The organism is Paenibacillus whitsoniae (assembly GCF_003955665.1).
Taxonomy (GTDB): domain Bacteria; phylum Bacillota; class Bacilli; order Paenibacillales; family NBRC-103111; genus Paenibacillus_E; species Paenibacillus_E whitsoniae.
Genome location: NZ_RXHU01000024.1, coordinates 41,342 through 63,951, shown reverse-complemented (window position 1 = coordinate 63,951; position 22,610 = coordinate 41,342). Strand labels below are relative to the sequence as shown.

22 protein-coding genes are annotated in these 22,610 nt (G+C 55.9%); 10 read left to right on the top strand and 12 right to left on the bottom strand.

The annotated features are described in order from the left end of the window. Positions 1–406 precede the first annotated feature (406 nt). From EJQ19_RS09640 to EJQ19_RS09630, 3 genes are all read right to left on the bottom strand, one after another. Positions 407–1,993, bottom strand: a complete 1,587-nt coding sequence (locus EJQ19_RS09640) for a catalase (protein WP_126140999.1) — start codon at positions 1,991–1,993, stop codon at positions 407–409. Positions 1,994–2,075: 82 nt separating this feature from the next. After that, on the bottom strand, positions 2,076–2,930 hold the full coding sequence (locus EJQ19_RS09635; RefSeq protein ID WP_126140998.1) for an aldo/keto reductase: 855 nt from the start codon (positions 2,928–2,930) through the stop codon (positions 2,076–2,078). After that, the gene (locus tag EJQ19_RS09630) at positions 2,927–4,153 is read right to left on the bottom strand and encodes an MFS transporter (RefSeq protein WP_126140997.1); all 1,227 of its coding nucleotides are present in this window, start codon (positions 4,151–4,153) and stop codon (positions 2,927–2,929) included. The genes EJQ19_RS09635 and EJQ19_RS09630 overlap by 4 nt, the downstream gene beginning before the upstream one ends. A 145-nt stretch (positions 4,154–4,298) precedes the next feature. Here EJQ19_RS09630 and EJQ19_RS09625 point away from each other — a divergent pair, with 145 nt between their 5' ends. Together EJQ19_RS09625 and EJQ19_RS09620 are read left to right on the top strand one after the other, a co-directional pair. Then, positions 4,299–4,691 carry a winged helix-turn-helix transcriptional regulator gene (locus EJQ19_RS09625; RefSeq protein WP_126140996.1) on the top strand — a complete coding sequence of 131 codons (393 nt, stop codon included), beginning with the start codon at positions 4,299–4,301 and terminating at the stop codon, positions 4,689–4,691. Positions 4,692–4,741: 50 nt separating this feature from the next. Beyond that, on the top strand, positions 4,742–5,107 hold the full coding sequence (locus tag EJQ19_RS09620) for a DUF4180 domain-containing protein (RefSeq protein WP_126140995.1): 366 nt from the start codon (positions 4,742–4,744) through the stop codon (positions 5,105–5,107). A 563-nt stretch (positions 5,108–5,670) separates the two neighbouring features. On the opposite strand, the gene EJQ19_RS09615 is transcribed toward EJQ19_RS09620, so the two are convergent. Together EJQ19_RS09615 and EJQ19_RS09610 are read right to left on the bottom strand one after the other, a co-directional pair. Further along, positions 5,671–6,009 (bottom strand): antibiotic biosynthesis monooxygenase, encoded by a 339-nt coding sequence (locus EJQ19_RS09615; RefSeq protein ID WP_126140994.1) that lies wholly within the window; start codon positions 6,007–6,009, stop codon positions 5,671–5,673. Between the two features lie 299 nt (positions 6,010–6,308). Continuing rightward, positions 6,309–6,890, bottom strand: coding sequence for an NAD(P)H-dependent oxidoreductase (locus EJQ19_RS09610; protein ID WP_126140993.1), 582 nt, complete (start codon positions 6,888–6,890; stop codon positions 6,309–6,311). A gap of 174 nt (positions 6,891–7,064) precedes the next feature. On the opposite strand from EJQ19_RS09610, the gene EJQ19_RS09605 reads away from it, so the two are divergent. The 4 genes from EJQ19_RS09605 to rlmN all read left to right on the top strand — a co-directional run bounded on the left by EJQ19_RS09605 (position 7,065) and on the right by rlmN (position 12,233). After that, entirely contained in the window at positions 7,065–8,084 is a 1,020-nt protein-coding gene (locus EJQ19_RS09605) for an AraC family transcriptional regulator (protein WP_164716427.1), read from the top strand. 151 nt (positions 8,085–8,235) lie between these two features. Further along, on the top strand, positions 8,236–10,020 hold the full coding sequence (locus EJQ19_RS09600; protein WP_164716425.1) for a methyl-accepting chemotaxis protein: 1,785 nt from the start codon (positions 8,236–8,238) through the stop codon (positions 10,018–10,020). A gap of 164 nt (positions 10,021–10,184) precedes the next feature. Beyond that, the gene (locus EJQ19_RS09595; RefSeq protein WP_241242814.1) at positions 10,185–10,988 is read left to right on the top strand and encodes an ABC transporter ATP-binding protein; all 804 of its coding nucleotides are present in this window, start codon (positions 10,185–10,187) and stop codon (positions 10,986–10,988) included. Positions 10,989–11,147: 159 nt separating this feature from the next. Then, the gene (gene rlmN / locus EJQ19_RS09590) at positions 11,148–12,233 is read left to right on the top strand and encodes a dual-specificity RNA methyltransferase RlmN (RefSeq protein WP_126140989.1); all 1,086 of its coding nucleotides are present in this window, start codon (positions 11,148–11,150) and stop codon (positions 12,231–12,233) included. A 41-nt stretch (positions 12,234–12,274) separates the two neighbouring features. On the opposite strand, the gene EJQ19_RS09585 is transcribed toward rlmN, so the two are convergent. The 3 genes from EJQ19_RS09585 to EJQ19_RS09575 form a co-directional block, all read right to left on the bottom strand. Beyond that, positions 12,275–12,541 (bottom strand): cytotoxin, encoded by a 267-nt coding sequence (locus EJQ19_RS09585; RefSeq protein WP_126140988.1) that lies wholly within the window; start codon positions 12,539–12,541, stop codon positions 12,275–12,277. After that, a complete protein-coding gene (locus tag EJQ19_RS09580) occupies positions 12,541–12,858 on the bottom strand; it encodes an AbrB/MazE/SpoVT family DNA-binding domain-containing protein (protein ID WP_126140987.1) in 318 nt (105 codons plus the stop codon). The genes EJQ19_RS09585 and EJQ19_RS09580 overlap by 1 nt, the downstream gene beginning before the upstream one ends. Positions 12,859–13,058: 200 nt before the next feature. After that, entirely contained in the window at positions 13,059–13,841 is a 783-nt protein-coding gene (locus tag EJQ19_RS09575; protein WP_126140986.1) for a phytanoyl-CoA dioxygenase family protein, read from the bottom strand. 269 nt (positions 13,842–14,110) lie between these two features. Here EJQ19_RS09575 and EJQ19_RS09570 point away from each other — a divergent pair, with 269 nt between their 5' ends. Further along, complete coding sequence (locus tag EJQ19_RS09570) at positions 14,111–14,776, top strand: stalk domain-containing protein (RefSeq protein WP_241242824.1); 666 nt, start codon at positions 14,111–14,113, stop codon at positions 14,774–14,776. Positions 14,777–14,815: 39 nt separating this feature from the next. On the opposite strand, the gene EJQ19_RS09565 is transcribed toward EJQ19_RS09570, so the two are convergent. The 4 genes from EJQ19_RS09565 to EJQ19_RS09550 form a co-directional block, all read right to left on the bottom strand. Then, on the bottom strand, positions 14,816–15,322 hold the full coding sequence (locus tag EJQ19_RS09565) for a hypothetical protein (RefSeq protein ID WP_241242823.1): 507 nt from the start codon (positions 15,320–15,322) through the stop codon (positions 14,816–14,818). 239 nt (positions 15,323–15,561) lie between these two features. Further along, complete coding sequence (gene thrC / locus EJQ19_RS09560) at positions 15,562–16,959, bottom strand: threonine synthase (protein ID WP_126140984.1); 1,398 nt, start codon at positions 16,957–16,959, stop codon at positions 15,562–15,564. Positions 16,960–17,463: 504 nt separating this feature from the next. Next, complete coding sequence (locus EJQ19_RS09555) at positions 17,464–18,495, bottom strand: copper amine oxidase N-terminal domain-containing protein (RefSeq protein WP_126140983.1); 1,032 nt, start codon at positions 18,493–18,495, stop codon at positions 17,464–17,466. Positions 18,496–18,629: 134 nt separating this feature from the next. Beyond that, entirely contained in the window at positions 18,630–19,823 is a 1,194-nt protein-coding gene (locus tag EJQ19_RS09550; RefSeq protein ID WP_126140982.1) for an MFS transporter, read from the bottom strand. A gap of 590 nt (positions 19,824–20,413) precedes the next feature. On the opposite strand from EJQ19_RS09550, the gene EJQ19_RS09545 reads away from it, so the two are divergent. The 3 genes from EJQ19_RS09545 to EJQ19_RS09535 all read left to right on the top strand — a co-directional run bounded on the left by EJQ19_RS09545 (position 20,414) and on the right by EJQ19_RS09535 (position 22,591). Next, entirely contained in the window at positions 20,414–20,869 is a 456-nt protein-coding gene (locus EJQ19_RS09545; protein ID WP_126140981.1) for a MarR family winged helix-turn-helix transcriptional regulator, read from the top strand. A gap of 160 nt (positions 20,870–21,029) precedes the next feature. Next, positions 21,030–21,986 carry a ring-cleaving dioxygenase gene (locus tag EJQ19_RS09540; protein WP_126140980.1) on the top strand — a complete coding sequence of 319 codons (957 nt, stop codon included), beginning with the start codon at positions 21,030–21,032 and terminating at the stop codon, positions 21,984–21,986. Beyond that, positions 21,983–22,591 carry an alpha/beta hydrolase gene (locus tag EJQ19_RS09535; RefSeq protein WP_126140979.1) on the top strand — a complete coding sequence of 203 codons (609 nt, stop codon included), beginning with the start codon at positions 21,983–21,985 and terminating at the stop codon, positions 22,589–22,591. The genes EJQ19_RS09540 and EJQ19_RS09535 overlap by 4 nt, the downstream gene beginning before the upstream one ends. Positions 22,592–22,610: the final 19 nt, after the last annotated feature.

Below are 22,610 nucleotides of genomic sequence, written 5' to 3'. Positions count from 1 at the left end.
GACCAGCGACGCCCGAATCATCCCCGTACCGAGCCAGCCGTGCCTGAACTAGCCTCCCAAGCGTAGCAGCCCCCGAACAGCACCAACTACCTGCATAAACTACAGGTTTTTTGCTCAAATTCAGGAAAAATCAACGATTACCTGTAAAACCTGCATGTAATTTTAGCGGAATAGTGGATTTTACCTCGTTTTCGGCCGATGTGGGCGATTTTACATGTACATTTTGCAGGTAAATGGGCAATAAGATCGCCTGACCCTGCAATTACCTGTACAAAATACAGGTTCCCGCCGCGCCACTACCCACTGCCTACTGCCCGCAGCCCTATGCAGCCCGCCGCGCCGCCGCAGGGCAGCAGAAAACCCTCCCGAACCATTCCGGGAGGGTTGATCGAACAGGACGGACCGATCAATATCCGTCCGTCTTCTGCCCGGCGCCGGCTGCAATCGCCGCGCCGGCTTTTTCCTCGGCGGAGCCGAGGTGCGCCTGATCCACCTTGGCTTGCGCCAAGCCTTCCTTCACGCGGCGGCCATAATCGGCATCCGCCTGCGTAAAATACGAGATCATCTTCTCCTGGATGACCGGCGCACAGATCTTGAGCGCGTCAACCAGATTCGCAATCAGTTCATCGCGCTCCCAATCCTCGAACTTGCGGTACGTCTCGCCCGCCTGCCCAAAATCATTCGTGCGGCTGATCTTCTCCCGCACTAACTTATCATGGTACATCGGCTGATGCTCCTTGCCGGATGGCATGGCTTCCTGCAAGCCGCCGAGCGACGACGGCTCGTAGTTCACATGGGGATTCTGGCGTGCGCCCTGATCCACCATGTACGCCATCTGCCCATCCCGCTGATTCGTCGCCACCGGCGACTTTGGTGCATTGATGGGCAGCTGCAAATAATTCGTACCCACGCGGTATCGCTGGGTATCGGAGTACGAGAACGTCCGGCCTTGCAGCAGCTTGTCGTCGGAGAAGTCGAGCCCGTCCACGAGGACGCCGGTGCCGAAGGCCACTTGCTCGACCTCGGCAAAATAATTCGCCGGATTGCGGTCCAGCACCATTTTGCCTACCTTCAAAAATGGAAACTTCTCATGATCCCACAGCTTCGTCGGGTCCAGCGGGTCGAAGTCGAGCTCCGGGTGCTCGTCATCGCTCAAAATCTGCACACATAGCTCCCACTCGGGATAGTCGCCGCGCTCAATCGCTTCGTATAGGTCCTGCGTTGCGTGGTTGACATTTTTCGCCTGGATGGCTTCCGCTTCGGCTTGCGTCAGATTCTTGATCCCCTGCTTCACCGGCTCCCAATGGTACTTCACCAGCACCGCCTCGCCGTCTTGATTGACCCATTTATACGTATTCACCCCGGAGCCCTGCATCTGCCGATAGTTGGCGGGAATGCCCCACGGCGAGAAGACGAACGTAATCATATGCGTCGCCTCCGGCGAATTGGACACGAAATCAAACATGCGCTCGGGGTTCTGGAGATTCGTCACAGGGTCCGGTTTGAACGCATGCACCATGTCGGGGAATTTCAACGGATCGCGGATGAAAAAGATTTTCAAATTATTCCCGACCAAATCCCAGTTGCCGTCTTCCGTATAAAACTTTGTAGCAAATCCGCGCGGGTCGCGGAATGTTTCCGGCGAATAGGTGCCGTGCACCACTGTCGAAAATCGAACAAACACCGGCGTCCGCTTGCCTGCCTCCTGAAACAGCTTGGCGCGGATGTACTTGCTTACCGGCTCGTCTCCGACCTTGCCATACGCCTCGAAATAGCCATGCGCCCCCGCCCCGCGGGCATGCACGACACGCTCCGGCACGCGCTCCCGGTCAAAATGCGAAATTTTCTCGATATAATGGTAATTCTCGAGCGTCGAAGGGCCGCGATTGCCGACCGTTCGGATGTTGTGATTATCGGAAATGGGGTGGCCCTGGCGGTTCGTCAGCGTCATTGATGCGGGTTCATTGCCCGTGGTGGTTTCCTTATTGTCCATGGCTCGTGGTACATCCTCCCTGTATTGGATAGATGTACTTTCTGCCATCCCGCTGGAAATTATTCACTGCATGCCCGCAGCTTTAAAAGTCAAAATTGTCCGGGTCCGGGCCGACGCGCCGGTTCTCGTTCAAGGCGTCGATAGCCTGCATCTCCGCGGCCGAAAGCTCGAAATCGAACAGGGACGCATTCTCTTGAATGCGGTGGGGTTTCGTCGATTTCGGAATCGTCACGATGCCGCGCTGCAGATCCCAGCGCAGAATGACCTGCGCCACCGATTTGCCGTGGCGCGCGCCGATCGCCTGTATTACCGGATGCTCCAGCAGCTGTCCCTGCATGAGCGGCGACCACGCTTCGAGCTGGATACCGTGCTCGCGGCAGTACGCGTCCAGCTCCTGCTGCGCGAGCAACGGGTGCAGCTCGACCTGGTTCACCATCGGTTTGATGCGGGCGGTCTGCATCAGTGTCTCGAGATGGTGGACGTGGAAGTTGCTGACGCCGATAGCACGGACACGACCAGCGAGATACAGATCCTCCAGTGCGCGCCACGCTTCACTGTATTTGCCCTCGACCGGCCAGTGGATCAGGTACAGGTCGAGCTGTGCCAGACCGAGCTTCTGCAAGCTGGCCTCGTAGGCCGCCAGCGTTGCGTCATAGCCGAGGTCGGCGTTCCACACCTTCGACGTGACAAACAGCGCTTCACGTGCCACGCCGTGCTCGGTAATGGCTTCGCGCAGCCCTTGACCTACGCTCGCTTCATTGCCGTAGATCGCAGCCGTATCAATGCTGCGGTAGCCGGTACCGATCGCGGCTTTCACCGAATCGACCACCTCCGGGCCGTCGGCGACTTGAAAAACGCCAAGCCCCAGGCGCGGCATCTGAACGCCGTTATGCAGGGCGACAGTATCTTGTATGTTTTGAATAGTGTGATTGCTCATTGGGAAACTCCTCCTATATGTTGGGCTTGTTGTTGCTGCGGTTGTGCAGATACGGATTTTTCCAGGGAACGGCTCCAGGCTGTGAGCCCCACCGCGCCGAGAACCATGAGGCCGCCGACCCATGTGGTGTGAATCAAGCCAAGGTGATCGGTTACGAAGCCGCCGAGGGAGGCGCCGATGGCAATGCCGGCATTGAATGCCGCAATGTTAAAAGCGGATGCCACGTCCTTGGCCTCAGGCGCGAATTGCTCGGCTAGCTGTACGACATAGATTTGCAGGCCGGGCACGCTCATGAAGGCAAGTAATCCGAGCGAAAAAATCGTGATTAAGCCCGCGACTTTGAACGGCGCGGTGAACATCAAGACGAACAGCACGACGGCCTGCGCGAGAAACATGATGAGCAGCGCTTTGCTCGGCTTGTGGTTCGCGGCACGTCCTCCGATGACGTTGCCTATGGCGATGGCAATGCCGTACACGAGGAGGATGAGCGCAACGGTGCTCTCTTGAAACCCTGCGATGTCATGCAGCAGGGGAGACAAGTACGTAAAAACGACGAACGTCCCGCCATACCCCAGGGCGGTCATGGCCAAAGCGAGCAGCAGCCGCGGGCTGGCGACCAGCTTCAGCTGCACGGCGAGCTTCGTCTTGGTGCCGCGGCGCAGCTTCGCGGACACCAAGACCAGGTTCGCGATCAGCGCCAGCACGCCGACGGCGGCGATCGCGAAGAACGCGGCCCGCCAGCCGAGCTGCTGGCCGAGGTACGTGCCCAGCGGCACCCCGGTGACGGTGGCGACGGTTAAACCGGAGAACATGAGCGCTATCGCGCTTGCCCTGCGGTTCTCCGGAACGAGATCTGCGGCGATCGTGGACCCGATCGACATGAACACGCCGTGCGCCAGCGCGGACACGATGCGGGCGATGAGCAGCACCGCGACGCTGCCCGCGGTCGCGGCGAGCAGGTTGCCGATGATGAACACCGTCATAATCCAGAGCAGCAGCGTTTTGCGGGAAACGGTGGAGGTCAGCGACGTGAGCACGGGGGCTCCGAAGGTGACCCCAAGGGCGTATAAGGTGACGGTAAGACCCGCCGTCGTGAGGGCTATATGAAGGTCTTCAGCGATGAGCGGAAGCAGTCCGACACTGATAAACTCGGTTGTGCCAATAGCAAAGGCGCTAACTGCGAGGGCGAGCAGCGCCATCGTGGATTTCTGGTTGTGCTCCATGTGGGTTCACTCCTAACAACAGTACTTGTAATTCCCGGCCGGTAGATGCTATTATCAGATATTCCGATCGGAAAGAACAGTACGTACTTTCAAGTACTGTAGGTACTTTTTAGTGCCTATGGGAAAGTGTTAGGAGGAGAAGCATATGAGCCAAAAGCTGTACAATATCGGGGTGGAAGCGACACTCGAGGTGATCGGCGGCAAGTGGAAATGTGTGATTTTGTGCCATTTGACCCACGGCAAGAAGCGCACCAGCGACTTCAAACGCCTCATGCCGCGCATCACGCAAAAAATGCTGACGCAGCAGCTTCGCGAGCTGGAAGAAGACGGCATCTTGCGCCGCATTGTTTACAACCAGGTCCCGCCCAAGGTGGAATATGAGCTGACGGAGTACGGCATGAGTCTGAAGCCGATTCTGGATTCCTTGTGTTCATGGGGGGAGCGGCATATTATTATGGAGCATGGGGATTTATCTGCCGTGTTGGAGGATAATGTCCTGAATAAGAAGGGCGAGGCGGAGCCGGTTGTGACGTCTTGATCCTGTTATGGCAGTTGGCACAATAATCAAGTAAAAGGGAGGCGAGCAAGGTGAACATTACCATGAATCAAAAAGGCACGTCCGAAGTCGCGATTGTGGAGAGCGCTGACGTGCTGATCCGCGAGGTCCAGGATGCGCTGGACCTGATGGCGAACGTGAGGTACGCCCACGATTGCCATAAAATCGTGATCCGGAAGGAGAACCTGACGGAGGAATTTTTTGAGCTGCGCACGAAGCTGGCGGGCGATATTTTGCAAAAGTTCACCAATTATCAAGTGAAGCTGGCCATTGTCGGCGACTTTTCGCAGTATAACAGCAAAAGCCTGCGCGATTTTATTTACGAATGCAACCACGGGCGTCACTTCTTCTTTGTCGCCGACGAGCAGGCGGCGCTGGATGCGCTGCATGAGGTGTAGCGGGCAAAGGCGGCAAGGCTCGTGGCAGCGCGACGCCGACGCCACGCCAAAAACGCCGGCTTATGCCGGCGGGTTCCCATAAAGGACCGCGGCCTGGAGGGCCGGTAAGCGGTTAACCGCCGCGCCGCAGGGTCACCTTCCTGTATTTCTTACAGCAAATCATGCAGGTGAAGGTCAGAATGATATATTTTCCTGTATTTCCTACAGTAAACCAGGCTTGAAATTACGAGAAATCCTCCAAATTGGCGACCGTCCTATTTTTTGCTGTAAGAAATGCAGGTTCTTGCCCGATTTTTCGGTTTTGGGGCCATTTACATGTACTTTTTGCAGGTTGTGCCTAAGAAAGATGTCCAATGCAGTCCATACAGCCCCTAAACCCATGTGATTGTTCTAGCCGACCGCACATAGCCCCAGCCTCATGCCCCATACGGTCTCATACTGTCCCGTGCCGTCCCATTCGGCTGCCCCTGCCGGCTGCAGGCATCTAAGCGGCAGCCTTAGGGCGGCCGATGCCCCATATTGCGGCCATCGAAAGGCGTGAACTCGCCGCCTTTGCCAAGAGCTTACCCTTCCTGCCGCTGGCGGAATTGGCCAGGTCGCACCTTTTTCACCTCAAACATTTTCACCGTTGAGCTGACCACATAGTCTGGCGGCTGTTGGCCGCGGGCGTTGCGGTGACCTTCGAGATGGGCGGGGCTTTTCTCCCAGTTCTTCCACGCTTCTTCAGACTCCCAACGAATGAAGACGACAACTTCTTCTGTCTCCTTGTTCTTCTTATTGACCATCACGGTAACGTCGATCAGACCTTCCATGCCGTCCAGCGGCCCTTCCTTGCTAAAGCGTTCCACAACCTTATCGGCATTCCCCGGCTGCACAACAATCGTTCTTTGTTGAATAAGCATGGCATTTCCTCCAAGCGGTAATAGCGTGGTGGCTACGGTGCACAAGCTCACCGGATGACACCCAATTGAGAATAATTATCAATTATATTGGGCATCACGTCAATAGCCGATTCGTCGTGCGGCAGCGCGACCCTCAACCGCTGAAAGCGCCGCTGGCGATACGTCGCGGTACGGAATCAATCCAACCAGACGCCGGCGGACGATGCGGAGCACACGGAAACGATCCAATCAGACGCCAGTGGCCGATATCACGCCAGCCACCGCCACGACCTCCTTAAGTCCAGCGCCATAGTCCGTATTTAAGCCCGCTTGAGCCCCAACTGCTCTGCTTTCGCGAGCCACCGCTCCCGCTGCTGTGGCGTAGAACTGCTGACCGGCGTCAACTCGGTGATGCGCACCGGGTTCACCCCGCAGTATTGAAGCGTTGCGCGCTTCATGACGTGATGGCCGCCCTGCCGGTAGACGAGGCGGTTGTACCAGGACGGCGTATCCATCGTCACGAGGAGGCGCGCGGACTTGCCTTGCAGCAGCTTATCCCACAGGACGGAGCCTGCGCGTTTTTGGTATGCGAAGCCGGGGAGAAAGGTGCGGTCGATGAAGCCTTTTAGCAGGGCAGGGATCGTTCCCCACCACGTCGGATACACGAATACCAGGTGATCAGCCCAACGAATCGTTTCCTGCGCCGCGAGCAGATCAGCTTCCAGCTCCATGCGCTTCGAGTAGCCGTAGGCCAAATTAGGCTCAAAATGAAGAGTGCCCACATGGATATGACGGATTTCGGCTCCGCTGTTCAGCGCGCCTTTGGTATAGGCTGCCGCGAGGGCAGCGCAGTAGCTTTCGGAATGGGGATGTCCTTGAATCATCGCGATACGGGATGGCATTGGGGTCGTTCCTCCTTGTGATGCACAGCGGCGGCCGCCTGTGGCAGACTTAGCTATTCTACGGCGGCTTCCGTGCGTGGTAAGATATAGAAATCATACGTTAGACCGTGGAAGCGCGGTAGGATCATTCACGCGAAAAACATGCGCAAACGTGCAAAAAGGAGAAGCTTAACGATGAATAGGAGTCCGGTGAGCGGGGTGTCGATTTCGTTTGTGCATCCCATTTTAAAAAGGTGCGTCTTCAGCGGTCTTGACCAAGGGGAGCTGCTGCGCGAGGCGGGCATCGATCCTGCGCTGCTGCAGCAAATTGATGCTCGCCTCACTAACGAAGCATTTGAGAAGCTCACCATCCTCGCTGCGGAGATGACAGGGGATCCCGCCTTCGGCCTGCATCAGGGCCAGGCGATGGAGGTGTCCGATCTCGGCCTTGTCGGCTACGTGATGCAGCATTCCCAGACGCTGGGCCAAGCGATGGAGGCTTACGGTAAATACAATGCCATCGTATGCAGCGGTTTTCACGTGGATTGGGAGCAGGAGGGGGAGGCCGTCTGGATCACGCTGGCTTATCAGCATACACAACATCCGCCGACTCGGCACTGTGTCGAGGACATTGCAAGCTCCATCCATCACATCCTGCAGCGGCTCAGCTGCCGGCCGATTCCTCTGTTGGAGGCGAGTTTTGCGCACGGGCGAGGGGCGGCTGAAGAAGAATACCGCCGTGTGTTCGGCATCGTCCCGCAGTTCGGCCGACAGAGCAATCGGCTGCGGTATCCGATGGAGATTTTCGGCTATCCGGTTCTGTTTGCCGACAGCCAGTTGCGGGCGACGTTCGAAGGGATCGCGGAAGATGCGAAGGATCGGCTGCTGCGCGGACGCCTTTTCTCGGATGAGCTGTATGCGTGGATGTTAAAAAGCATGCCCGGCGGCCTGCCTGCACTGGGAGAAGCCGCGGTGGCGTTCGCGATGAGCACGCGCAGCCTGCAAGCGAAGCTGCAGCAGGAACAGACGACCTATCAGGAGATGCTGAACCGCGTCCGGCAGGAGCTTGCCGCGAGCTATTTGGCTAAGCCCGGCTACAAAATCTCCGAGGTCGCCTATTTGCTGGGCTTTTCGGAGCCGAGCGCCTTTCAGAACGCATTCAAAAAATGGACCGGCCAAACGCCGAAGCAATACCGGCTGGCGCACATGCTCTGAACGGGGCGGACGGCTCCAAAATTCACAAAATCATGGGCAGGAATTCCCGAAAAGTTTGTCGAAATATAGGGGACTGTTGACCTATCTTGTAAATTTGCAAGTCATTTTCATTATGCTTTCGTTGGACATTTTTGGAGGTGCTTTGTTAACCATGCCACAACCGCAAAAGCCTGGCAATCCATCATCCGTTTCTTATTTTCGTTCCATTGTGTTCAAAATCTCCGCGTTAACCGCGACGTGCTACATTATTCTCTGTGCACTGCTCACTTTCATTTCCTATACGCAGCATCAGGGGCAGATGACGGATGAACTGACGGCGATGGAGGAGATTTTCCATGCGCCGTTAGTACAGAAGATCGGCAGTATCGAAAAGTCCAAAGTTGAACTCAAAAAAAATCAGGAAGCCTACAAAACCGTACCGGAGGTCATTGAGGTCCAGCAGGATATGGACCGCGTTTCGACCAGTGAGCTGGTGGAAAACGCATATTTGTTCTACCCGGACTGGATCACGTCTGACGGTGAGCCTGCGCTGTTGAACTTGTTATCCAACTCGAATCTGTATGTGGACGAGAAGCCGGCAGAGCCGTATGTACCGGTGAAGGAGCTTCGCGATGCGCTGGAGGATGCGGAAAAAACAGGCTTCGGCATCACGGGTGTCTATAAAGATTCGGTGGGCACTTGGGTCAGCGCGGTGAGCGCGATCCGGGATAAGGACGGCAAGCTGGTTGCTTTTGCGGGGCTTGATTATGATTACAGCATTCTTCAAAAACAGATGCATGGCTATTTAATGCAATCGATCTGGACCGGCTTGATCGCGCTGGCTGTGGGCATGGCGTTCATCTCGACTGTTGTGCGTCTGCTGATGCGCCCGGTCCGTCCGCTGCTGAAGCTGATACAAGCCGCTTCGCAAGGCGATTTGTCTGTCGCGGATATGCCCTACAGTCGTCGGAAGGATGAGCTTGCCCTGCTCGGCAATCATTTTAAAGAGATGATAACGAACCTCAGGTCGCTCGTTCAGCATATCGGTCAAGCGGCGCAGCAAGTATCGTCTGCTTCGGAAACGTTGATTGCCGGCGCGCAATCGTCGTCGGCCTCGACGGAGACAGTCTCCGGCATGATGGGACGTCTGGCGACGCAGTCGGAGCAACAGCTCCAAGGCACGCAGGAAAGCTCGCTGGCGATGAACGAAATGGCCGTCGGCATCCAGCGCGTTGCGGAATCGGCCGGGCAAGCAACGGATTTGTCGGAGCATGCGCATGTGCGTACGGAAGAAGGCAATGAGCGCATGCAGAGTAACTTGAAACAAATTACCGAAGCGCTCGGCTCGGTGCAGCAGGCGGTGTCGGCGCTTCACAGCTTGAAGCAGCTGTCGGAGGAAATCGGCGACATCACCGTGCTCATCTCAACGGTGACGAAGCAAACGAACCTGCTCGCATTGAACGCCTCCATTGAGGCGGTGCGGGCCGGCGAGCACGGCAAGGGCTTCGTCGTCGTCTCCGGCGAGATCCGCAAGCTGGCGGATCAATCGAAGCAGGCGACGGAACGCATTGCCGACCTCGTGGAACGCGTCCAGTCGGAGACGGAAGCGGCCGTCGTGGCCATGGATCGCGGACTCGCCGAGGTCGAGGCGATGCAGTCCGTCGTGGAGCAGACCGACGGCACGTTCAAGGCGCTGGCGGCCACCGTGCAGCAGGTCGTGGACCAGATGGCCGAAGTGTCGGCCGTGTCCGAGCAGATGTCGGCATCCTCGGAGGAGGTGCTGGCCGGCATCGTCGAGATGGCCGACCTGACGCGGATGACGACGGAGCTGACGCAGGCCGTCGCGACCGCGTCCGAGCGTCAGCTGGCGACGATCGCCCAGGTGTCGCGCACCGCGTCTGGATTGAGCAGCATGTCGACGGAGCTGCAAGAGGCGGTTTCGCGGTTTAAGGTGTAAGCAGGTAGCCCCCGGTGTCCTATGGATGCCGGGGTTTCTCTTTTTCCAGCGAGAAATGCTTGACAATTATATTGATAATGATTATCATTACTGATAACTGGAATAGACCGAAATGTTACTCTGGCATACTTCTGTACCTATTTGAGCCAAAGGGGATGTTCGCCTTGCAATCGACCGCTACACGGATTTATACGGAACAGCTGCATGTTTCCTATGAGAAACTGAATATTATCAACGACCTCAATGTCGAAATTCCAACGGGCAAAATCACAGCGCTCGTCGGCGCGAACGGATCCGGCAAATCGACGATTCTCAAAGCCATGTCGCGTTTGCTGAAGCCGACGAACGGCACGGTGTATCTGGATGGGCACTCGATCCATCATCAATCTACGAAGGATATCGCCAAGAAACTGGCGATTCTTCCGCAATCCCCGACGGCGCCGGAAGGCATTACGGCGGAAGAGCTGGTCGGCTACGGCCGCTTCCCGCATCAGCGCGGCTTCCAGAAGATGACGAGCGCGGATCGCGACATCGTCAACTGGGCTTTTGAAGTAACCGGCATGACGGCGTTCAAGGATCGCCCGATTGACCACCTCTCCGGCGGTCAGCGTCAACGGGTATGGATCGCCATGGCCCTCGCGCAGCAGACCGATATGCTGTTCCTCGACGAGCCGACGACGTACCTCGATATGGCGCATCAGCTTGAAGTGCTCTGCCTGCTCAAGGAGATCAACGAGCAGCACAAAACGACGATCGTCATGGTCGTGCACGACTTGAACCATGCGACGCGCTATGCGGATCATTTGATTGCGATCAAGTCGGGCAAAGTGGTGTACGAAGGCAGCCCGCTCGAGGTTGTGACCCCGACGATGCTGATGGATGTGTTCGGGATTTTGGCCGACGTTATCGTAGACCAAAGAGCCGGCGTGCCGCTCTGCATTCCGTACGGTCTGAAAGAAGAGGCTTAAATGTGCGAGGTGCCCCAGGTTAAACTGGCGGGCGCCTTTTTTCTTGTGAGGACGGGTGCGCTGATGCGCCTGCGCCTCTTGTGTTCAGGGCAGATTTTTGGCACAATACTAAGAAGTACTCGTGGAATGTAACGGAGTCTCGAAAAGAGGATAAAGGCTATGAATAAACCTTCCATATATGGATTAACCTTCGACCAACTGGTCCTGTGGCTGCAGGAAAAAGGCTTCAAAAAATCTCGCGCCCTGCTCGTCTGGGACTATTTGTACCGCAAGCGGGTGCATGCTTTCGCGGACATGACGGACCTGAAAGCAGACTGCCTCGCGTGCCTGGAGGAGCATTGGGTCATCGGCACCCTAACCCAGCATACCCGCCAAGAATCGGCGGATGGCACGAATAAGTTCCTGTTCAAGCTGCAGGACGGCAACCTGATCGAAACGGTGCTCATGCGCCACAAATTCGGTCTCTCCGTCTGCGTGACGACGCAGGTCGGATGCAACATCGGCTGCAGCTTCTGCGCAAGCGGACTGCTTGCGAAAAGCCGGGATTTGTCCGCGGCGGAAATCGTGGAACAAATCATGCGCGTGCAGTTCATGCTGGACGAAGCGGGGGCAGGCGATCGCGTCAGCCACATCGTCGTTATGGGGATCGGCGAGCCGTTTGATAACTTCGAGAATATGACGAATTTCATCCGCATCGTGAAGGATCAGAAGGGCTTGGATCTCGCGGCGCGGCATATCACGGTGTCGACGAGCGGTCTGGCCAAAAAGATTAAGGAATTCGCGGACTCCGACCTGAAGGTCAACCTCGCGATTTCGCTGCATGCGCCGAACAATGCGCTGCGCTCGCGCATTATGAAGATCAACAACGCAATTCCAATCGAAACGCTGATGGAAGCGATTGAATACTACCTCATGCGGACGAAGCGCCGCGTGACGATTGAGTACATCCTGCTCAAGGATGTCAACGACCAGCGGGAGCATGCGCTTGAGCTTGCAGGGCTGATCGGCCACATCAGCCAGCTGGCGAACGTGAACCTGATCCCGTACAACCCGGTCGACGAGCACAGCCAGTACCAGCGGACGGATCGGGAGGTCGTGAGAGCTTTTTACGATACGCTGAAAAAGCAGGGCATCTCCGTCTCCGTGCGTCTCGAGCACGGCACGGACATTGACGCCGCCTGTGGACAGCTGCGCAGCAAGCAGATCAAAAAATCCGCCGCCGAGGAGAACGTTGTGGCGGGGTGAATTGAAAAGAGACTTGGCTCCGATGGAGCTAAGTCTCTTTTTTATGGATTTCGCAAGGCCTCATCATGGTGTCCACAATTGCGCAGGACAATCGTATCCGGCTTTTCGTAGTGGAAAGTCATTCGGATATCCATGTTAGCGCTAGCCTCAAAGATATGATCATGCCCTTCCATTTTCTTGGTCCGCACCGAGGGATGGCGCGGATTGTCCAGCATGATACGCAGCGCCTTCTGAATCGCTTTCCTAGATTGGCTGTCCAGTTCGGCAAGCTTTTCCTTAAAGTTATCCGTCAGTCTTAACTGCGCCATTACTTATCCAAGGTGTCGAAAAAAGCATCCAGCTCTTTTTCATCCGAGATGTCGGTTAAGCGGCCTTTTTCTGCATCCCTCTCTGCCTGCCGCTCTCCTTGCTGCCAAGATTCCGTCCAAAACCACGCCTGATCTTTCGCAATCGTGACCGTTGGAATCAGGATGATGCGTCCATCCTCAACCTGAATATTCAAATTATCGCCTTCATTCAAATGCAACTGTTCTACAATTTCGGTGGGAATGGTTAATTGAGCTTTTTTTCGGAGACGAACGAACTTTTGCACGTTGGACACCTCTTTCCAAGCGGCATTTGCCATCAGGATTTCCACCTTTCTATTAAGATATTCATAAAATCTGAAAACGTGACAATGGGAAAATCAAATTTTCCAACTTTCTGACTTTTATTGTACAACGGATTCCCTCTGCCTAACAAGGGAAGCATCTCCTTGCATGCGGTGCCGATTACAAAAAAAGCCCCAAATCCCACAAGGATTGGAGGCTTTGCACATGCGCTCCGCTACACCCGCGCCGCCAGCACCGGAAAGAGCCGGCCCTGCAGCGGCTCGCCGTCTTGCAGGCCGAGCTCCCGCGTGAGCTCGTGGTTGCTGCGGCCGTTGAACGTCGCCCGAGCGGACATGTACACGATCGTCAGCACCCGCCGGGGCTTATCGGTTTTATTGGCGTAGGCATAGTGGAACGTCAAGCCGTGGTGAACGGTGCAGCTGCCTTTGTGAAGCGGCACGATGACGGGTTGACGCATCTCGGTGTGCGGATTAGCCTCCCGAGCCAGCTCGAATATGTCGATCGGATTTACGAAGTCCACGTTCGTGAGCTTCCCGACGCGATGCGAATTCGGCACGAAGGAGAGGCAGCCGTTATTTTCGTCCACGTCATCGAGGGGAATCCACATCGTCAGCACGTCTGGCTCCTTCATCGGAAAGTAGGTAGCGTCCTGATGCCAAGGCGTCGGTTTGGAGTCGCCGGGCATTTTCCAGAAAGCCTGATCGTGGAAAAATCGTATCCCGTCCGTCTGCGCGAGCTTGAGCGCGATGTCCGCCAAATAAGGGCTAAGCGAATATTTGGCCATCCCGGCGGAGTCCTTCCAGGTGTTCATGCGGCTGTTCAGGATGCGATAGAAGTCGTCTGAGGCGCCACCGTCAGGCAGCGCTTGATCCAGCATGACATCGTTCAAGTAATAAGTGAGCTCCTCGATCTGAGCGGGCGTCAGCACGTTGTCCAACTGGACAAAGCCCTGGTTATGATAAAAAGCAATTTGTTCATCCGTGACATGATAGGTCATGGGATCCCTTCCTTTCTTATCAGCAGCATAGGTTCGAAACAACAAGCCTTATGAGTGTAGTCAGGTCGGGTCCCCTTCCATTGCGAAAATGGTGATCTACCTCCATCGTAATGCCGGCCGGAACCAAGGGTCAAACCGATTTGGCGGCAGTGCCAAAGGGGCTCGGCCTCTTTTATGCCGAAATCCAAAGCGATGCATCTGAAATGGACAAATCTCGCATATACTGAGAGTAAGAGAAGGCTGCTGAGAGGAGCGTGGCGTGTGTGCGGATGAAGAAATGGGTGCTTGGCGTTAGCGCCGGTGCAGTGATGGTTGCGGCTTCAGCAGCGTACGCCTCGGAGGTGCTGCCTAAGGGCAGGCAGGTCGCGGTAAATCATCAACTCCTGCACACCCCGGTTGAAGTGGCGAAGGACGGCACGACGATGACATCGGCTAGGGCGGTTGCCGAGGCGCTTGGCGCCAGCGTGAACTGGAACGAGCGAACGAACACGGTGGAAATTCAGCATGCGGATCCGGCGTATCAGCACGATCAGGCACAGGGGGCCTCTTTTCTCAGCTCGCTGCTCCATGGTCGATTCAGCTTGCAGGTCGAGGTGATCGGGCACAAAGAGCCGGGGACGACGATTGTTTTCTCCGATGGGTATGTGGATGTGCCGGAAAATACGGATTTCCAAAAGGTTTTTCTAATGCTGCTAGTAGAGCAGCTGAGGGATCAGACGAGCCAAAAGATAGAATTCTGGTCCAATAAAGAGCTTGCCCAGGCGTATGTGGAAGGCCGCTACAAAGCGGATACGCTGGAGGGCTGGTCAGGACTGAACGCCCGATTTGGGGAGTTGACGCGCGAGGGGGATCAAGCGTATCTCACACATATTTTGAGCGTGCATGAGCGCGATGCCGTTATCCTTGGCACATACAAAGAAAGGCCGCTCCGGTAAAGTCCGGAATGGCCTTTTCTTGTGTGCGGCTTAGGAAGCCTATGAACGACTCCGCATCAGCATCATGGCTCCGCCCACCACGATCAGCGCAATCGCGATGATGGATTGATTGTGGAACACGCTGCTGATCAGCGAACCGATCGAGAAAATCGCGAAGAACAGCAGGGACATCACGGCCAAAATGTTAATCGGAATCAGCAAATACCGGTTTCTTCCGCCGAACCAGTACAGTTCAAACAGTCCGACGGCGACTGCCATCATAAACCCCGGCCACATCAAGCCCCAGATGTTGAAAAGGGTGGAAAGTTGGCACACGATCCCGGCAGTCAGTAGGATGCCGCCCGGCACGAGAACCCCGACGCCTCTGCGCTGCAAGATGAAGAAGTACAGCCAGTGGAAGAACACCCCAACCGGAATGACGAACAGCGTCGGCCAAAAATTCGCGAAAATCGACCCCGTGCTGAACGTGACTTCCCCTTTTAGAAACAGAAATACGCCAAGCAAAATCAAGATCGGGCCGATGAATGCGCTGCGATTCATATTCATACTCAAGTCACTCACTCCTGCTCATTAGTTTTCATTGAACCCAGTATAGCACGGCGTTCGTCCAAGTGTCCTCCGACCTAGGGAGAGAACCTTTTCAGTCTCGAGACTGATTTCAAAATGAAAAACCTCCAACCGCGGGTAGGGGCTGGAGGTTGAAGTCGCCTGACGAGGCAGGGCGGACCAAGCTAAGTGGCTGCGCCATCCTTCACGGGATGTGCGTTTACGGGTGCATGGTTGCTTTAGAAGAAGTTGACGAGCTCGTCTTTGATCGCGTCGTTGGAGCCGCCGACGACCTTTTGGAATTGCGGCTTCTCGAACAGCGCCTGAATCTGCTCCGGATACGTCTGCTGAATGCCGCGGAGGCGGATCGACTCGTCGAATTTGGCCGGGTGCGCCGTGGAGAGCGTCACCGTGATCTCGCCCAGCGTCGCCAATTGATCGGCTGCGGCAATGCCGCAAGCGGTATGCGGGTCGAGCAAGTAGTTATACTTGCTGTAATAACCGCTGATCGTGTCGAGGCACTCTTCGTTCTGTACGCCGTAAGCCGCGAAATCGGCCTGTACGGCTTTCAGCTTGTCGGCAGGGATGACAATGCGGCCTTCTGCTTTGAACTGCGCCATCAGCGTCGTAACGGCCTCTGTGTCTTCGCCGTACAAGTAGAACAAGTAACGCTCGAAGTTGCTCGCCACCTGGATGTCCATGGACGGGCTGTACGTGCCGCGGAACTCGCCCGGCTGGTACACGCCTTCCTTGACGAAGCGCTCCAGGATATTGTTCTCATTCGTCGCGAGGATGAGCTTGTTGATCGGCAACCCCATTTTTTGCGCGAGGTAGCCAGCAAAAATATCGCCGAAATTGCCCGTCGGCACGCTGAAGTTCACGCGGCTGTCGCCGATGGCTGCGTTGTCCTTCGCCAACTGGAAGTAGGCGTAGAAATAGTACACTGTTTGCGCGAGGATACGCGCAATATTGATGGAGTTGATCGCGCGCAGGTGATAGCGCTCCTTGAACGCCACGTCGGCGAAAAGCTCCTTAATGATGCGCTGGCAGTCGTCGAAGGTGCCTTCGACGGACAAGTTCAGCACATTCGCGTCGTTCACCGTCGTCATTTGCAGTTCCTGCACCTTGCTGACCTTCTGGTGCGGATGCAAAATGCAGATGCGGATGCCTTCCTTGCCCCGCACGCCTTCGATCGCGGACGCGCCGGTATCGCCGGACGTCGCGCCGAGGATGTGAATGATCGAGTTCGTTCTGCGCGAGACGTAGCCGTACAGATTGCCAAGGAATTGCAGGGCAATGTCCTTGAACGCGAACGTCGGGCCGTGGAACAATTCGAGCACGTACGTCGTGTCGGACAGCTTCTTGACCGGTGTCACTTCCGCATCGCGGAACGTGCCGTAGCTGTCGTCGACCAGCTTTTTCAGCTCGTCGCGTGGAATTTCGCCTTCCGTGTACAGCGAGAAAATTTCAAGCGCCAGCTCCGGGTAGGAGAGCTTTTGCCATTGTTTGAGCGTGTCAGCTGAGAGCTGCGGGATCACCTTCGGAACGAGTAGGCCGCCGTCGTTGGCGAGTCCCATTAAGATCGCATCGATGAAGCCGAGAGGTGCTACTTTGCCGCGCGTACTAATGTATTCCATATGAATCCCCTTATACGATTGAATTTTCAGTTATTGTACCAAAAAACGCTACGTTTGGACAGTGTTCATCCGTCTGGAAAGGGAAAGGTGGGGGCGGCGCGGCATTGGTGCGAGTGGGAGCGGTTACATTGGGAGCGAGTGAATGGCATTCGGGATGGGGCATCGATCAAGCCTGCAAAAAAGCAGGAATTTCCCACCGTGCCCTCCTGATTCGATGTAATAGCTGCGAAATGGCAGGTATTTTGGGCGAGCGCCCCCTTAGCTGAGCCAATCTGGCCGAAAAACTGCTTTATCGCAGGCATTTTGAGAAAGCCGCCATATTTGTGGAAAAAGCCTGCTGATTTGCAGGAATCCGTTTTCTGCGCGGCTGCTGGCACCAGAATCTAAAAAGCTCCAGGCCTACGCAGTTCCCTGCGCGTTTAAACGCATGTGGAGCGAACGACACGCTTGGCAGCTCCACGCCACAAATGGAAAACCGCCCTCACCAAGGAGGGCGGCCCCGCATTACTCTTCCGTCGGCACGACGACGACTTTCCAGGCGTTGCCGATCGGCGGCAGGCTCTTCGTCAGCGCCGGGCCGTAAAAGCCAATGACAGACGCGCCTTTTACCAGCGCGGCTTTATTGACCGGCTCGCCGTTCGGGTTCACGACGGCGGTGTCTTCACTTAGGTGCAGCACGACTTCGTCCGGTGCTGTCTCAGTCAAACCGCTGCCTTTGATGAGCAGGCTGCCGTTGTCCCGCACGTCTTCAATCGTACCGGCGGTTCCCACCGTGCCTGGATGCAGCGCAGGATCCAGCACGGTCAGCTTCGTCGCTTGGGTCTGCGGCGGCAGGCTCAGGGTCATGGCCATCGAGTGCTCCGCAGACACCGTCAGGCCCGGGTGCAGGTCGGACAGGCTGAGCGCCTTGCCGTCCAGCGTCTGGTACGTAGTGTCTGCGCCCACGTTCAGTACAATGCCGTCCAAGCCGGCGCCTTGAATGTGGATGGCGGCGTTAGCACCGTCCACGCGGATCGTGGAGATGACGCCGGTGGATTGCACTTTTTTGGCCTCGTCGCTCAGCGAGACGGAGATGGAATTGCCCTTCGTTGCGACGGAACCGTGCAGCACTTTCGAGACAAAAGAAGCCGGCACGTACAGACGGCTGTCCACCAATTCCGGAGCGGTGCCGAGCGTTGTCAGCATTTTATTGATTGAATAGGTATCCTTGCCCGTCGTGACGATTGTATAGATGTTACCTCTGGTTAATTCGACAGCGTATGTGTCGGGATGCCATGTCAGTGCGAAGCCCAGACTTTCGGTCACAGCGCGCAGCGGCAGCATCGGCTCTTGGCCGGCAGGCTTCATAAAGCCAGTCTCTTCAATCGCCTTGCCATTGACTTGGATCGTGTATGGAGCTGGGATAGGAGCGGAGATGGGCACTATAGCGTTAATAGGGTCAGCCACAGGGACAGGGGCATCTGCGTACGCAGCACCGGCTCCCAGCACGCTGGTTACGGAGAGGATGGCCAAACTTTTTTTCATTAGAGATTTCATGCGTGATCGTTTCCTTTCTGTATGTAAATGTGATCGTGTGCTGCCCTACCTAACGGGAGGGGGGCAAGGAAAGTTGCAGGCAGGCTTGAGAAAAAGACAAAAAAAGGCCCGGGAATCCCCGAACCTAACATGAATCAAAGTGTGCTGCGCTCTCTGACGACGCTGCACAGCAGAAGGAGAAAGCCTAGTCCGGTCACGCCTGCACCGATCCAGGGCAGCGACGCAAGGCCGAGATGCGTGATCGCCCAACCGCCGAGAAAAGCGCCTCCGGCATTGCCTAGATTCAGGGCGGAATGCGTCGAAGTAGCGGCGAGTTCCGGGGCTTTTTTCGCCAGGTTCATGATGCGTATTTGCAGGCCTGGCAAAATGCCGAAAGCGGCTACGCCCCAGACGAAGATCGTGATCATCGCCGGAACCTTGGCATGATCGGTAAAGGCGAAAACGCACAAGATCAACGCCAGCACTGCGAAGTTGACCACCAAGGAGGGGAGCAGCTTCCAGTCCGCCAGCTTGCCGCCGATGATATTGCCAAGCGTCACGCCGCAGCCGAATAGTATCAGAATCCACGTCACGGCGCTTTCCGAAAAACCCGTAATTTGAATCAGAATCGGCGCAATATAAGTGAACACGGCGAACAGGCTGGAGCAGCCCAACGCACCGATCAGAAAAACAAGCAACAGCTTCGGCTTCACTAATTCGCGAACTTGTTGCATGAGACTGGTGTTCGTTTTTTGCTGAATGTTCGGGATGAAAATTAGTATGCCCACAAGTGAGATAATACCCATGATCATCACGGAGACAAAGGACGCGCGCCAGCCAAGATTGTGGCCGATGAACGTGCCGAGCGGCACGCCGACGATATTGGCAATGGCGAGCCCGGACATCATGAGGGCGACCGCGCTTGCGCGCTTATCGGGCCGGACAAGGCTTGCAGCGATGACGGAGCCGACACCGAAGAACGTACCATGTGCCAGCGCCGTAATGAGGCGCGCGAGCATGACGATGCTGTAGTTGGGCGCAGCCGCGGCGAGCCCGTTGCCCAGTACGAAGATGAGCATGAGCACGAGGAGCAGCCTTTTTTGCGGCAGCCGGTGGGTCAGCATCGCCAGGATTGGCGCGCCGAAAGCAACACCCAGCGCGTAGCCGGTAATCAGTTGTCCTGCCTGGGAAATACTAACGTGAAGGCTGTCCGCCACACCGGGCAAAATACCCATGATCACGAATTCCGTCATCCCAATAGCAAAGGCGCCGACCGTTAAGGATAAAAGGGAGATGGGGAAGCGTTCTTTCTCCGCCGTCGTCCCGGATAGTAAATTTGAAGCTTGCATACGGTTCTTCCTCCACCTTTTTTGAAAACTCATGATGAAAATGAATGAAATCGACTAATCATAGCACGCTTTTCTTGCTTTGTGCAGTGTTTTTTGATGTACTGGTGGTCAGTTGCAGGCAATGGCAAGTTATCTTCGCCACCTGCTGTTTGTTCAAGTCCAGGGCAAGGTGAAGGGCGGAAGCGGGGAGTAAAGATGTAACGGGCGCCACAGCGCTTATTGCTCTCAAAATCGGTCATTCCAAATTGTAACGGTTGTCCCAGTGCTTATTTACACCAAAATCGGTGGAGTCTGCCCGGTTTCATCTAAATAGGCGCTGCTGTAACCGTTATGCCCGAGAATCAAGGCTTTTTGCCAAAATAAGCTCGCTGGCGCCCGTTAGCGGCGGGGAGGGGCGTTCCGGTGAGGTGCTCGTCCATCACGCGCTCGCCCCGCTATTCTTCCCTCTACAGCCCCAGCATTCTACAAACCTCTCCACCCTCAATATCTGTGGCTTTTTTTCAATCCGGCAATTTGCCTGTTGACAATAATCTTAATTTGCATTATCTTTAATTCAAGACATTAAACAAAAACGAACCGAGGTGAAGGACATGAGTGATGCCAAGATCTCCGATAAAAATATCGCCCTGGATTTATACATTGCACTCTCCCGCGCCAGCGAATGGGTGAATGCTCACGGTGATCGCGATATTCGCAAGCACGGCTTGAATCGTACAGAATTCGGCGTTCTTGAACTGCTGTATCATAAGGGACCGCAGCCGATTCAACAAATTGGCAGCAAGGTGCTCATGAGCTCGGGGAATATTACGTACGTGGTCGATAAGCTGGTAAAGAAAAATTACGTGATCCGCAACACGTCGGCCGAGGATCGACGGTCGGTCTTTGCCGAGATTACGGCGGAGGGCAAGCAGTTTATTGAAGAAGTATTTCCAAGTCACACGGAAGTGATTGAGGGGGCCGTCGCCGGGCTTACACGCGATGAGCAAAGAGTGGCAAGCGCGCTGCTCAAGAAGCTTGGCAAATACGCGCAAGAAGGATTCAAGTAGAATCCTTCCATGCATGTGCCAATCCCTGGCATATCGTGTGCCGCAAATGCAGGGAAGGTCGAACTGCATGAGCAGAGTGAGAAGCGCAACGAGGAAGTTACTTTTTTAATCTCAAATATCTTAAATTAAAGAATCTTAATTATAAGGGAGTTGGCTAAAAATGACACAACAACAACAAACCGCAGGTATCCACCATATCACCGCTTTTGTACAAAGCGCGCAAGGAACCGTTGACTTTTATGCTGGCATTCTAGGGCTTCGCTTGGTGAAAAAAACGATTAACTTTGATGCGCCTGAGGTTTATCACCTCTACTTTGGGAATGAAATGGGCGGTCCCGGCACGATTATTACCTTTTTCCCATGGGCGGGCTCACGCAAAGGGCGCATCGGCGGCGGGCAAGTCGGCATCACAACCTATGCCGTTCCGGCAGGCAGCCTTGGCTTCTGGGAAGCGCGGCTGAACCAGTTTGGGGTCGCGTTTGAACGAACTGTCCGCTTTGGCGAAACCTACCTGCAATTCGCGGATCGCGACGGCCTGCAGCTGGAAATCGTGGAACGCGCTGGAGGCGCGCCGAGCCAATGGGCTTTCGGCGGCGTACCGCTTGAGCACGCGATCAAAGGCTTCGGCGGTGCGGTGCTCTACAGCACCGCGCCGGAACGCACCGCCCACCTCGTTGAACACGTGATGGGGCTGACTAAAGTCGGGCAAGAGGGTGCCTACGCCCGGTTCAAAGCTTTCGGTGACATCGGCAACGTCATCGATATCAACATCACGCCGATGGCTTATGGCGCAGGCGGTGCAGGCACAGTCCACCATATCGCATGGCGGGCGAAAGATGACGCTGAGCATGCGCTCTGGAGAAGCCATGTAGAAAGCCAAGGATACCATCCGACGCCGATCGTCGATCGTCAGTATTTTAACGCGATCTACTTCCGAGAAGAAGGCGGCATTCTGTTCGAGATCGCGACAGATCCTCCAGGCTTTGCCCGCGACGAAGAGCCGGACGCGTTGGGCGAGAAAATCATGCTGCCCGCTTGGTTTGAGGAGCACCGCGAGCAAATCGAGCGCAATCTGCCGCCGATTGCCGTGCGGGTTTTGGAGGAGGATGCGCAATGAGACATCTATATCAGCAAGGTTCGGATGCTGCGGCGCCAGTCTTGGTGCTCTTTCACGGCACAGGCGGGACGGAGACGGATCTCCTCCCGCTCGCCGAGGCGATTTCACCGGGGTCCTCGGTGCTTAGTGTGAGAGGAAACGTGCTCGAGAACGGCATGCCGCGGTTTTTCCGCAGGCTGGCGGAGGGGATTTTCGATGAAGAAGACTTGATCTTCCGGACGACGGAGCTGTATAACTTCCTCGACGAAGCTGCGGCTGAGCACGGGTTTGACCGCCGCAATCTGGTGGCGGTCGGCTATTCCAACGGCGCCAACATTGCCGGCAGTCTGTTGTTCCATTACCCGGATGCGCTGCGCGGGGCGATTCTGCATCATCCGATGGTGCCGCGGCGTGGAATCGCGCTGCCGGACCTCACGGATGTGCCGGTGTTTATCGGCGCCGGGCGCAATGATCCGATCTGCTCACCGGAGGAAACGACCGAGCTGGAGGCTTTGCTCAGCACAGCCGGCGCCGAAGTTCAAGTGCACTGGGAGTCGGCCGGTCACCAACTGACGCGTTCAGAGGTCATTGCAGCCGCTGCGTGGATGAAAAACAGCTTGCTGTGAGGGAGTGATGACAGATGGC